At 19.6% G+C, this 12,976-nt stretch carries 13 protein-coding genes and 1 tRNA gene; 8 read left to right on the top strand and 6 right to left on the bottom strand.

All coding sequences use genetic code 11. The features are described 5' to 3' along the window. Positions 1-34 precede the first annotated feature (34 nt). From AB4W52_RS02010 to dnaB, 4 genes are all read right to left on the bottom strand, one after another. Entirely contained in the window at positions 35-709 is a 675-nt protein-coding gene (locus tag AB4W52_RS02010; RefSeq protein WP_367675283.1) for a YggS family pyridoxal phosphate-dependent enzyme, read from the bottom strand. After that, positions 684-1,133 (bottom strand): Holliday junction resolvase RuvX, encoded by a 450-nt coding sequence (gene ruvX, locus AB4W52_RS02005; protein WP_367675282.1) that lies wholly within the window; start codon positions 1,131-1,133, stop codon positions 684-686. Before ruvX ends, AB4W52_RS02010 begins: the two co-directional genes overlap by 26 nt. 1 nt (position 1,134) lies before the next feature. After that, positions 1,135-1,710 carry a YqgE/AlgH family protein gene (locus tag AB4W52_RS02000; RefSeq protein ID WP_367675281.1) on the bottom strand — a complete coding sequence of 192 codons (576 nt, stop codon included), beginning with the start codon at positions 1,708-1,710 and terminating at the stop codon, positions 1,135-1,137. 139 nt (positions 1,711-1,849) lie between these two features. Further along, positions 1,850-3,232 (bottom strand): replicative DNA helicase, encoded by a 1,383-nt coding sequence (dnaB, locus tag AB4W52_RS01995; protein WP_367675280.1) that lies wholly within the window; start codon positions 3,230-3,232, stop codon positions 1,850-1,852. Between the two features lie 472 nt (positions 3,233-3,704). Between dnaB and ssb the strand changes: the two genes are divergently transcribed. Further along, the gene (ssb, locus tag AB4W52_RS01990; RefSeq protein ID WP_367675279.1) at positions 3,705-4,199 is read left to right on the top strand and encodes a single-stranded DNA-binding protein; all 495 of its coding nucleotides are present in this window, start codon (positions 3,705-3,707) and stop codon (positions 4,197-4,199) included. 88 nt (positions 4,200-4,287) lie between these two features. Here the strand turns inward: ssb and AB4W52_RS01985 are convergent, their stop codons facing one another. Continuing rightward, positions 4,288-5,040 (bottom strand): alpha/beta fold hydrolase, encoded by a 753-nt coding sequence (locus tag AB4W52_RS01985; protein WP_367675278.1) that lies wholly within the window; start codon positions 5,038-5,040, stop codon positions 4,288-4,290. Between the two features lie 160 nt (positions 5,041-5,200). On the opposite strand from AB4W52_RS01985, the gene AB4W52_RS01980 reads away from it, so the two are divergent. The 3 genes from AB4W52_RS01980 to deoD all read left to right on the top strand — a co-directional run bounded on the left by AB4W52_RS01980 (position 5,201) and on the right by deoD (position 9,072). After that, the gene (locus tag AB4W52_RS01980; RefSeq protein ID WP_367675277.1) at positions 5,201-5,773 is read left to right on the top strand and encodes a NifU family protein; all 573 of its coding nucleotides are present in this window, start codon (positions 5,201-5,203) and stop codon (positions 5,771-5,773) included. A gap of 383 nt (positions 5,774-6,156) precedes the next feature. Beyond that, positions 6,157-7,746, top strand: a complete 1,590-nt coding sequence (locus AB4W52_RS01975; protein ID WP_367675276.1) for a peptide chain release factor 3 — start codon at positions 6,157-6,159, stop codon at positions 7,744-7,746. 618 nt (positions 7,747-8,364) lie between these two features. After that, positions 8,365-9,072, top strand: coding sequence for a purine-nucleoside phosphorylase (gene deoD, locus AB4W52_RS01970; protein ID WP_367675275.1), 708 nt, complete (start codon positions 8,365-8,367; stop codon positions 9,070-9,072). 20 nt (positions 9,073-9,092) lie between these two features. Here deoD and AB4W52_RS01965 read toward each other — a convergent pair. Next, a tRNA-Ser gene (locus tag AB4W52_RS01965) sits at positions 9,093-9,181 on the bottom strand. 320 nt (positions 9,182-9,501) lie between these two features. Between AB4W52_RS01965 and aroK the strand changes: the two genes are divergently transcribed. From aroK to trpS, 4 genes are read left to right on the top strand one after another with little or no spacing between them, the layout of a single operon-like run. Then, a complete protein-coding gene (aroK, locus tag AB4W52_RS01960) occupies positions 9,502-10,020 on the top strand; it encodes a shikimate kinase AroK (RefSeq protein WP_367675274.1) in 519 nt (172 codons plus the stop codon). Positions 10,021-10,059: 39 nt separating this feature from the next. Then, on the top strand, positions 10,060-11,154 hold the full coding sequence (gene aroB / locus AB4W52_RS01955; protein WP_367675273.1) for a 3-dehydroquinate synthase: 1,095 nt from the start codon (positions 10,060-10,062) through the stop codon (positions 11,152-11,154). 47 nt (positions 11,155-11,201) lie between these two features. Beyond that, positions 11,202-11,879: a ribulose-phosphate 3-epimerase gene (gene rpe, locus AB4W52_RS01950; protein WP_367675272.1), complete on the top strand. Its 678-nt coding sequence runs from the start codon at positions 11,202-11,204 to the stop codon at positions 11,877-11,879. 41 nt (positions 11,880-11,920) lie between these two features. Further along, positions 11,921-12,943: a tryptophan--tRNA ligase gene (gene trpS / locus AB4W52_RS01945; RefSeq protein ID WP_367675271.1), complete on the top strand. Its 1,023-nt coding sequence runs from the start codon at positions 11,921-11,923 to the stop codon at positions 12,941-12,943. Positions 12,944-12,976 lie beyond the last annotated feature (33 nt).

Raw genomic sequence — 12,976 nt, 5'->3', positions numbered from 1 at the left:
AGTAAATTTTTTTGTAATTTATTTTTCTGTGTTTTTATTCAGAAAAAATTTTTTTTCCGATTCGAATTAATGTACTTCCAGATAAAATAGATTTTTTAAAGTCTTGACTTGTTCCGAGAGATAATGTATCTATATTTTTATATTTTTTTTTCATTTTTTTAAAAGAATTTTTTATTTCTTGATATTCATCTTTTTTTAAAAAAGATCTTCGTATATTTGGAAGAGCCATAATACCTTTTAATTTGAGATTTTTCAGATTTTTTATATATTTCGCTAATTTAAAAAGAGATTTGATTGAAGTTCCATTTTTTGTTTTTTCATTACTTATATTAATTTGTATTAAAACTTTTAATGGAGGAATTTTATTTGTACGATATTTATTTAATAAGAATGCAATTTTTTTTCTATCTATTGTATGACACCAGGAAAATTTTCTAGCTATAATCTTTGTTTTATTACTTTGAATTTTTCCAATAAAATGCCATTTTATTTTTTTTTTTTTTAATTTTTTTATTTTTTTTAAACTTTCTTGTAAATAATTTTCTCCAAAAGATAAATATTTATTTTTTATAAGTGTTTTAAGAGTTTTAATTTTTTGTTTTTTTGTAACAATTAACAATTTTATTTTTGGAAATTTTTTTTTATATTTTTGAGATAAATATAAAATTTCTTTTTTTATTTTTTTAATATTTTTTATTATTTTTGACATTTTTTTTTAAATTTATATGCATATTTTCGTATAACCAACTTCTTAAAATAATTAAAGCTGAAGTAGAGTTTATTGTGTGAGAATTAAATTTTTTTTGTCCATATTTATTAAATAAAATAGATTTTGCTTCTTTTGTTGTAAATCTTTCATCATGTAAATATATTGGAATATTAAATTTTTTTAATAATTGTACAGCAAATTTTTTTACTTTAATAGTAGTTTTTTGTTTTTTTCCTCGAATGTTTAAAGGTAATCCAATAATAATTTTTATCGGTTTCCATTCTAAGATTAACTTCTGTATTTCAATCCAATAGGTGTTCTTATTTGCTGGTATACAAGTTAATGTACGGGAAGTTTTAGTTAAATATTCTCCAATTGCTATTCCAATATTTTTTGTTCCAAAATCAAATGCTAAAAGTATCATTTTATATTTTTCCATATTCTATTGTTAGTGCATAAAAATTTTTAATTCCTAATATTCTTATACATTTTCCCCATTTTTCTTCTAAAGAAGTATTAAATAATATATCTTTATTTGCTGTTATTAAAAGCCAATTGTTGTTTAATATTTCTTTTTTTAATTGTTTCCTATTCCATGAGCAATGTCCTAAAATAATTAATAATTTTTTAAATTTTTTTTTTTCGTTTAAATTTTCTAGAATATCTTTTGATGATGTGATTGAAATTTTTTTTGAAACATATATATCTGCGAGAAAATTTTTTTTAAAAGAATGTAGTATTAATCCTTTATTTTTTTCTATAGGACCGCCAAAAATAATTGGATTATTTATTTTCTTAAATATATTTTTTTTGATAGATTTAATTTTAAGTTGTTGAAAAAATTCCTGTATTGTTAAATTATTTATTTTTTTGTTTATTATCACTCCTTTAATTTCTTTTTCAGTATCTTGATATATATATATTATAGTTTGATAAAAAAACGAATGATTCAGTTGAGGCATAGAAATCAAAAGATGATTTTTAAAATTTATAATATTCATTTATATTTTTTCCTGATTTAATCAAAATTTTTTTTTGGAATATTTTTTTTTAATTTTCTTTTATTTTTTTTAAAAAAAAATAAAATTTAAATAAATTTATATTTTATAAAATAATTTTTTCAGTGTAAAATGAATCGTTTTATTTATTCTCATATATATTTTCAGCATAGTTATCAAATCTTGAACATTCTCCATTAAAAGTTAAGCGGATTGTTCCTATCGGTCCATTTCTTTGTTTTCCAATAATTATTTCTGCAATTCCTTTTAAATTAGTTTCTTGATTATAAATTTCATCTCTATATATAAACATAATGACATCTGCATCTTGTTCAATAGATCCAGATTCTCTTAAATCTGAGTTGATAGGTCTTTTATCTGATCTTTGTTCTAATGATCTATTTAATTGAGATAAAGCGATAATTGGAACTTTTAGTTCTTTTGCTAGAGCTTTTAAGTTTCTAGAAATTTCTGTTACTTCTAATGTTCTATTTTCTGTTAAATTTGGAACGTTCATTAATTGTAAATAATCTATCATTATTAAACTAATTCCTTGATGTTTTTTATATATTTTTCTTGATCTTGATCGAATTTCATTAGGTGTTAAGCTAGAAGAATCATCTATATATATATTTTTTTTTTTTAGCAGTATGTTTATTGTGCTAGAAATTCTAGACCATTCTTTATCACTTATTTTACCTGTTCGAATATTTTTTTGTTTTACTCTTGATAAAGAAGATAACATTTTTATCATAATTTGTTCACTAGGCATTTCTAAACTGAAAATTAGTATTGGTTTTTTATACAACATAGAAATATTTTCACATAGATTCATTGCAAAAGTTGTTTTTCCCATAGATGGTCTAGATGCAATAATAATTAATTCAGATGGTTGTAGCCCAAATGTTTTTTCATTAATGTCATGATATCCTGTATCAATACCAGTAATTTTTTTATGTGGTTCTTTAAGGAGTTTTTCGAGATTTGAAACTGTTTTATTGAGGATTTCTTCTATATTTTTTAATTTATTCTTTTTTTTTTTATTTGTTATGGAAAAGATACGTGATTCTAAATAATTTAAGATTTCTGTACTTTTTTTTCCTTTTGAGTTATATCCGATTTTTTTAATTTTATTTCCAGTAGAAATTAATTCGCGAAGAATGGAATTTTCTTTTATTATCTTTGCATAAGCAGAAATATTTGATGTACTAAAAGTGTTTTTTGAGAGTTCAGTTAAATAAGAAAAATCTCCAATTTTTTTTAGTTTTTTTTTTTTTTCAAGAGATTCTGAAAGTGTAATTAAATCTATGGGTTTTCTAGAATTGATCAAGAATTCCATTTCTTCAAAGACTATTTGATGAGAGAGAATATAAAAATCTTTTTTTTTTATCGTTTCAAATATTTTGTCCCATTTTTTATTTTTTAACATTAATCCACCTAAAACTGATTTTTCTGCTTCAATTGAGTGAGGTGGAGTTTTTTGATTAACTATATTTTTATGGTATTTTCTATTTTTTATAGACATAATGAATTTTTTCACCAATATATTTGATATGTAAAATTTTTTGAATATTTATGATTTTAAAACATTTAATTATTTTTTCTTTATTCAAATTTATTTTTTTTAAAAAATAATTTTTTAAAAAATTATTTTAGAGAAATTTAAAATGCATATTATTTTTTTTATATTTAATTAAAAAAAAATTTTGTTTTAATTTTTAATTATATTTTAAAAAATAAAAAAAATGTTTTTTATTGTAGAAATAAAATATTTATTTTTAATAAAAATATATTTTTTTTTTTTTTTTTTTTTTTTTTTTTTTGTTTTTTAAATAGAAATGTTTTTCTAAAAAAATTTTCTTTGAAAGTAGTTTATTTTAATATTTTTTAAATAAATCTTTTAATATTTTTTATTTTCATTAAGATTTATGGAAATATTTATATTGATTTTTTGTATTAAATAATTAGATAATTTTTATAGCAGAGGATTTTGGATTATGGCTAATAGAGGTGTTAATAAAGTAATTTTAATAGGATATTTAGGACAAAATCCAGATATTCGTTATATGTCAAATGGTTCAGCTGTAGTAAATATAAATTTAGCTACTTCAGAAAATTGGAAAGATAAAAATACTGGAGAAAATAGAGAGAAAACTGAATGGCATAAAGTAGTTTTATTTGGAAAATTAGCTGAAATTGCTGGTGAATATTTAAAAAAAGGTTCTCAGGTGTATATTGAAGGTTCTTTACAGACAAGAAAATGGAAAGATAAAAATAATTTAGAAAGATATACTACAGAAATTATTGTGAATATGAATGGTTCTATGCAAATGTTAGGTTCTCGTCAAAATAATTTAGATAATCAAAAAAATGATTTTAAGCAATCTTTTAAAGAGAATGTTATAAATAAAAAAAATTCTATTAACGATGAAAAAAAAATTTTATTACATGATGATTCAAATATAGATTTTGAGGATGAAATTCCGTTTTAAAAAAATAATTTATATATAAAATATTCAGCTTTCGTTTATTTAGAATAATGATTCTATTATCTAATATAACGAAAGTTTGAAAAAATTTTTATTTTAATGAAATATATTTTTTAATTTTTTTTATCAGAATTTTATAAAATAAATTGAAGTTAGATATAAAAGGAGCATGATTTGATTTATCTAAAATAATAGAGTTCTTATTTTTTAAAATATGATCTACAGAATTTTTAATATTTTTTTTAACTATAATATCAAATTTTCCATATATTCTAAATATTGGAATATTTATTTTTTTAATTAATTTTCTTGTATCTATTTTTTTTAAAATTTTTGTGTTGAAATTAAGAGATTGAGTATTTGGTTGTTTATAATTTATAATTTTTTTATATAAAATTTTTATTTTTTTTTCATTTTTTTTAGATAAATTTTTTTGTAAGTTAAGAAAATTTTTAATAGTAATAGGATAATTATAAATTAATTCTTTTTTTAATTTATTAATTTTTTTTATTTTTAATCCTGTCCATGATTTTTTTTTTATAAAACATGGAGAAGAAGAAATTGTAATAAGTAATTTTATCTTTTCTTGAATTTTTAGAGTTAATATAGAAGCTAGTAAACCACCTAAAGACCATCCTATTAAGATAGAATTTTTAGGTATATATAAAATTTTTTTTTGAATAAATTTTTGAAGTTCTAAATAGAAATGATATTTTTTTTTTGGTGTATGTAAATTTAATATTTTTATATTAAAATTTTTTTTTAATTTTTTTTTTAAATAAAACCATATTTTTTTATTAAATCCTAATCCATGTATTAATATTATAGTAAATTTATTTTTCATTTGTATTTTTTTAAAAATTAAATTTATTTATATTTTTATTTTATTATATAAATTTTTTATAAGACATTTCTTTAAATTTAAATTTTTTAATTAAGTGTATATTTAATTTTATTTTTCATATAAAATTAATTTATTCTTATTTTTTCAAATAATCTAAGTAATGATTAAAATATCAGAAAACGCACAAAAGTATATTTCTAATTTACTTTCAAGAAAAAAAAATACACATATTAAAATTTTTATTAAAAATTTAGGTACAAAAAATGCTTCTTGTCATATGGAATATATTGAAATAAATAATCTATCTTCTTTATATAAAGAAATTAAATTTAATGATTTTAATATATATGTTTCTAAACAAGATTTTCCATATTTACAAAATTCAGAAATAAAATTGATTAAGAATAATTTAAATTTTGAATTAATATTAAGCTCTCCTGATTTAAAAAAATCTTTAAATAATAAATTTAATTCTTTACAAGAAGAAATTAATTTTTTTATTGAATTAAATATTAATCCTTTTCTTTTTTCGCATGGAGGAAAAGTAGAATTAATAAAAATTAATAATAAAAATCAAGCAATGATTGAATTTCAAGGCGGTTGTAATGGATGTTCAATGGTAAATACGACGTTAAAGGAAATGGTAGAAAAACGTCTTTTAAATAATTTTCCTAAATTAACTCAAGTAATTGATATTACAAATCATAAACATGATAATAATTCATATTATTAATGATAAATTAGTTTTTTATAGTATTAATTATTAATTAATATGGTTTTTAACAAAATTTTTTGAAAAAATTTAAATAAGAATGATTTATTTTTATATTTTTTATAGATTTTTTGAAAATTTTAAATTTTTAATATATTTTTTAATTTTAAAAGATTAAGAATTTTAAATATATAGTAATTTATTTTTTTAAGTATAGATATTTTTTATATTAATTGTTTTTTTTATTTTTTTTTTATTATTTAAAATTTTTTAATAAATTTTTATTTTTTTTAAAATTTTTGAAATATATGAAATATAAATTTGTAAGAATATTTATTCTTTAAAGCAATATATAATTTTTTACTAAAATTTATTTTTAAATTTATGAGAGAAAATTTGATTTAATGAAAAAAATAATTTTAGATCAAAAAAATAAAATAAAAGTGAAAACAAGACGAACTTTTGCTATTATTTCTCATCCTGATTCAGGAAAAACAACGATTACTGAGAAATTTTTATTAATAGGGAATGTGATTCATGAAGCTGGTTTTATTAAACCTAAGAGATTAAAAAAGCATACTAGATCAGATTGGATGGATATTGAAAAAAAGCGTGGAATTTCTATAAACACTTCTGTTATGCAATTTTCTTATTTAAAACATCATATAAATTTATTAGATACACCTGGTCATGAAGATTTTTCTGAAGATACATATAGAGTATTAACTGCGGTGGATAGTTGTTTAATTGTTATAGATGGTTCTAAAAGTGTTGAATCTAGAACGAAAAAATTAATGAAAGTAGCTCGTATGAAAGAAATTCCAATAATTACATTTATTAATAAAATGGATAGAGATACTCATGATTTTTTGACGATTTTAGATGATATTGAAAAGAAATTAAAAATTTTTTGTGCTCCAATAAATTTACCTCTTGGTTGCGGAAAATCTTTTAAAGGAACGTACAATATTTATAATAATACAATTTCTTTATATAAAAAAAACTCTTTAAAAAAAAAAATATTTAAAAAATTTACATATCTTTTTTTAAAGAAATATTTTCAAAAAAATGAAATTTCAAAGTTTTTTGAAGAGATTGATTTAGTGAAATCTGGTTATAATATTTTTAATAAAAAGAAATTTTTACGAGGAGAAGTGACTCCAGTGTTTTTTGGTAGTGCATTGAATAATTTTGGTATTCAAGAAGTTTTAAAAAAAATTATTTCATGGGCTCCTTATCCTAAAAATAGAAATAGTTTAACTAGAAAGGTATGTGCTTTTGAAAAGTTTTTTTCAGGATTTGTATTTAAAATACAAGCAAATATGAATCTTCGACATCATGATAAAATTGTTTTTATAAGAATTGTATCAGGAAAATATCAAATAGGTATGAGATTTTTTCATGTAAGAACAAAAACTACTAAAGTAATTAAACATGCAATGAATTTTATTGCTGGAGAGAGATTTTTTATTAAAAAAGCTTATCCAGGAGATATTATTGGAATACATAGTACTCAAGACATTAAAATTGGTGATACCTTTACAGAAGGTGAATTAATTAATTTTATAGAAATTCCAAAATTTACTCCAGAATTTTTTAAAATAATTTATTTAAAAAATTCTTTTCAGCATAAAAAATTGTTACGAGGATTAAAACAATTATCAGAAGAAGGAGTAGTAAATTTTTTTAAACCTTTTATAAACAGTTATTTAATTGTAGGAGTTATAGGAAAATTACAATTTGATGTAATCTTAGAAAGATTAAAAAATGAATATCATATTTTTGCAAAATATAAAAAAACTAATGTATCTCTTATTCGATGGATTTCTAGTGCGAACAAAAATTTGTTAGAAAAATTTAAAAAAGAAAATAATTCATTTTTAGCATACGATAGTGATAATGAAATAATTTTTTTTACTACAAATGTTTTTAAATTAAATTTAATTCAAGATAAATATAAAGATATATGTTTTTCAGAGATTAAAAAATTTTAATATTTTTAATATAGATTATTTTTTTGAGAAAATATTTCTCAAAAATTTGAAAAAAATTTTTTTGTGTAAATAAAATATATTATAAGAAATTTTTCTATAATTTTTTTTTTACTTTTAAATACATCAAATTTTTTTACAACATTTTTATATAGATTGAATTATGGCAGAGAAAATAATTTGGAGGAAGTTTAAAAAGAAATTTTATTATATGTAAATTTTTTATAAAATTCTTTAGAAGATATTTAAGGTTTTTGAAGAATATAATAAAAAATTTTAGAAAATTATTTTTTAAATTATTTATAGAATCATTATTTCATGATGATGTTTATTGAATATTACTGTTTAATATTGATTATTTTATCTTTTTTGTAAAAAGTATAGTTTTATATTTGAGAGAATTTTTCAATTTTATTGTATAATGCATTTTTATAATAAAAATATTTAGATTAAAAAAAATCAAAAAATAAAAAAATATACTAAAAAAAATAAATATAAAAAATTTTTAAGTATTCTTTAAAATATTTTAATATCTTCTAAAGCAACTTCTGAAAAATTTAATATAGTTTTTGATAAAATAAAAAATTTATTTTACTATATTTTTCATAATAGGATTTTAGTATGGTTTCCTTACATATAAATGCTAAAAAAAAAGATTTTTCTAATAAAGTGATCATATCAGGAGATCCATTAAGAGTTAAATATATTGCTAAAAATTTTTTACAATCTTCATGTAAAATTAATTCTATACGGTTAATGTTAGGATATACTGGATATTATAAAGACAAAAAAATTTCTGTCATGAGTCATGGAATGGGAATGCCTTCTTTATCAATCTATATTCACGAGTTAGTTAATGAATATTCTGTAAGAAAAATTATTCGTTTAGGTACATGTGGAGGAATTGGTAAATTAGTTAAAATTAAAGATGTAATTATTGCAATGGGTGCGTCTACTGATTCTTCAATCAATAAATTACGTTTTAATAATTATAATTTTACTGCTATTTCTGATTTTAAAATGCTTTATAATGCTTATCAAATTTCTAAAAAAAATCATTTTAATGTTCATATTGGAAATATTTTTTCTACTGATATTTTTTATGGACAAGATGAAAATTTTTTTAATTTATTGAAAAAGTTTAAAATTTTAGGAATAGATATGGAAACTGCAGCTCTATATAGTTTGTCTGCTGAACTAAATTTTAAAGCAATATCAATATGTACTGTTTCTGATTGTATTTTTACTAAAGAAAAAATGTCTTTTAAAGATAGAGAAAGAACTTTGTATAATGCAACTAAGCTTTCTTTAGAATTACTTTTAAGATAAAATTTTATAAAGAAAATTTTTGGTGAGAAAGGGATTCGAACCCTTGATACGAATTTTTTCGTATACACGCTTTCCAGGCGTGCTCCTTAAACCGCTCGGACATCTCACCTTTATTTTTTTTTCTTTTTTTTTTTTTTTTTTTTTGTATCTTTATTATTCTAATAAAAAAATACTGAACGTCAAGATTTTTTATTTATCAAAGTAAATATTTTTTTATAACAAATAGTAAAAAAATTTCATTTCAAAGTTTTTAAATAAAAAATTTTAATAGATGCATCAAAGATGAAATTTAGATAAAATTTTTTTGTATTAACTTGAAAGAAATTATTTATTTTTACATATTAGTTTTTTATATAAAATTTTTTTTTTTAAATAATTTATTTTATGTAGAAAATATTCAATAATTTAACATTATTATATAATATTCATATGAAAAAAAATAAAAATTTGTTTTTAATAGGTCCTATGGGTGCGGGAAAAAGTACTATAGGTAGATATTTATCCAAGAATCTAAAAATGAAATTTTATGATTCTGATCGAGAAATTGAAAAAAGAACCGGAGCAGATATAAATTGGGTTTTCGATATAGAAGGAGAAGAAGGATTTAGAAAAAGAGAATCTAAAATTATTTCTGAATTAACGAATAAACGAGGAATTGTTTTAGCTACTGGAGGAGGAACTGTTCTTTCTAGTAAAAATCGAGAATATCTTTCATCAAGAGGTATAGTTATTTATTTAAATATAACGATTAAAAAACAATTAGCAAGAACAAGAAATGATAAAAATAGACCTTTATTACAAATGAAAGGTTCTTTACAATCTACTTTAGAAAGGTTAGGAGAAGAAAGAAATCATCTATATAGAAAGATTTCTGATATTATAATTAATGCTGATAATTATAGCGCACAAACTATTGTTCAAAATATTATTAAATCTTTAGATTTATAAATATTTATTAATTTACAATAATTTTTATAAGATAATATTATGATAAAAAAAATTTTAGTTCCTTTGAAAGATAAAAGTTATTCAATTATTATTGGTTTTAAAATATTTAATAAAAAAAATTTTTTTTCTTTTTTTAATATAAAAAAAAAATATATTTTAATTACAAATAATACTTTATTAAAATTATGGTCTAATAAAATTATTCAAATTTTAAAAAAAGAAGGAATTAAAATTGATGTAATCTCAATTTCTGATGGAGAAATATATAAATCGATTAAAACAGTAGATTATATTATAAAAGAATTATTAAAAAAGAATCATGGAAGAGATTCTGTTTTAATAGCTTTTGGAGGTGGAGTAATAGGAGATATTACAGGGTTTGTTGCTTCTATTTATCAAAGAGGAATTGATTTTATTCAAATTCCTACAACTTTGCTTTCACAAGTAGATGCATCTATTGGAGGAAAGACTGGAGTCAATCATTTTTTAGGTAAAAATATGATTGGAACTTTTTGGCAACCAAAAATTGTTATTATTGATTTGTTTTTTTTGTTTACTTTATCAAAAAGAGAATTGTTTTCTGGATTTTCAGAAGTTATTAAATATTCTATTAGTTTTGATAAAAAATTTTTTATATGGTTAGAAAAGAAATTTTTAAAATTAATAAATTTAGAAAAAAAGAGTTTATTATATTGCGTACAGAAATGTTGTAAAATTAAAGCAAAAGTAGTGTCTTTAGATGAAAAAGAAAAGAATCTGCGTTCATTTTTGAATTTTGGTCATACTTATGGGCATGCTATTGAATCATATACTAATTATAAAAAATTTTTACATGGAGAAGCTATTTCTATAGGAATGATTTTAGCATCTAAAACTTCTGAAGTGTTGGGATTATTAGATACACAGAAATTAAAAAGAATAATTTCTTTATTTAAAAAATTTCATTTACCTATTTCTCCTCCTGAAAATATGTCTCCTAATGATTATCTTATATATATGAAAAGAGATAAAAAAAATCTTTTAGGTCAATTAAGATTAATTTTACCTAATAGAATTGGAGAAGTAAAAATTTATGATAATATTAATGAAAAAATTATTTTATCTGTAATAAAAAGTTCTTTTTTACAAATATAATTTTTAATAATAATTTTTATTATTATTTTATTATGGTTATAAAAAAAATGAAAAAAATACTTTTATCTCCTTCAATTTTATCAGCTAATTTTACTATTTTAGGAAAAGAAATAAAAAACGTTTTAGAAGCAGGAGCAGATATGATTCATTTTGATGCGATGGATAATCATTATGTTCCTAATTTAACTTTTGGACCGATGATATTGGATTCTATTAGAAAAAATAATATTATTTGTCCAATTGATGTACATATTATGGCTAAACCTGTAGATAAATTAATTCTTTTGTTTGCAAAATCTGGTGCAACTTTTATTACTATTCACCCGGAATCTACTTATCATTTAAATAGAACACTAGATATTATTAAAGAAAATGGATGTAAAACAGGAATCGCTTTAAATCCTACTTCTTCTATTGATATTATAGATTATGTAATAGATAAATTAGATTTAATTCTTGTTATGTCAGTTGATCCTGGTTATCCTCAACAAAAATTTATTTTTAACACTTTGAAAAAAATTGCAGAAATTAAAAGGAAAGTGAATTTAAGTAAACGAAAAATATATATTTCTGTTGATGGAGGAGTTAAAATTTGTCATGTACATTCTTTATTAAAATCAGGAGTAGATATTTTAGTTATGGGTTCTTATATTTTTAAAAATTTAAATTATGAATTAGTTATTAAAAATATTCGACATGAAATAAATAATTTTTATAGTGAATAACTGTTAAAAATTTTTACTTTAATTAAAAATTAAAAAATATAATGAAAAAAAAAAAATTAACATTATTTAGTGCCATTCAACCTTCAGGAAATTTAACGATAGGGAATTATATTAGTGTTTTAAGATATTGGAAATATTTACAAAAAGATTATAAATGTATTTTTTGTATTGCTGATTTACATTCTTTAACTTCTTTTAAAAAAAAAAAAGAAAATTTATCGATAAAGAAGTCTATTTTGGATACTTTAGCATTATATTTAGCGTGTGGTGTTGATCCAAATCAAAGTATTGTTTTTATACAATCTTCCGTAAGTGAACATTCGGAATTAAATTGGGTGTTAAGTTGTTATTCTTCTTATCAAGAATTAACTCGAATGACTCAATTTAAAAGTAAAATTTTAGATTATCGAAGACACATTAATTCTGGTTTATTTAATTATCCTGTATTGATGGCATCTGATATTCTTTTATATAAAACAGATAAAGTGCATGTTGGAGAAGATCAAAAGCAACATATAGAATTAACTAGAAATATAGCAAATAAATTTAATTCTATTTATGGAAAAATATTTAAAATTCCTGATATCCTTATTTATAAGTCGGGTGCGAGAATTATGTCTTTATTAGATCCTAAGAGAAAAATGTCAAAATCTGATAAGAATGTTAAAAGTACAATCTTTTTATTGGAAGACCCTCAAGATATTTTTTTAAAAATTAAATCTTCTGTTACAGATTCTGATTTACCTCCAAAAATAGTTTTTGATATGTATAAAAAACCTGGAATATCTAATTTATTAATAATTTTATCTACTTTAAGTGGAATTTCTTTATGTGAATTAGAAAAACATTTTTTGGGAAAATCATATTTTGAGTTAAAAAAAGAAGTGTATAATATTGTAGAAAAAAATATTTTAAAAATTCAAAAAAAGTTCTTTTTTTATCGAAATAAAAAGAAATTATTATATAAAATATTTTCTGAAGGATCTTATAAAGCGTCTAAAATAGCGAAAAAAACTTTAGCAAAAATATATAAAGTTTTAGGATTATTTAAAAAATATCAATGAAATTTCATGTTTTATATATTTTAATAAATTTTT

Origin of the sequence: Buchnera aphidicola (Chaetosiphella stipae setosa), from assembly GCF_964059095.1 — a bacterium.
Taxonomy (GTDB): Bacteria; Pseudomonadota; Gammaproteobacteria; order Enterobacterales; family Enterobacteriaceae; genus Buchnera_J; species Buchnera_J aphidicola_BP.
Note: the sequence above shows the minus strand (reverse complement) of the source record. Positions and strands in the feature narration are given on the sequence as shown.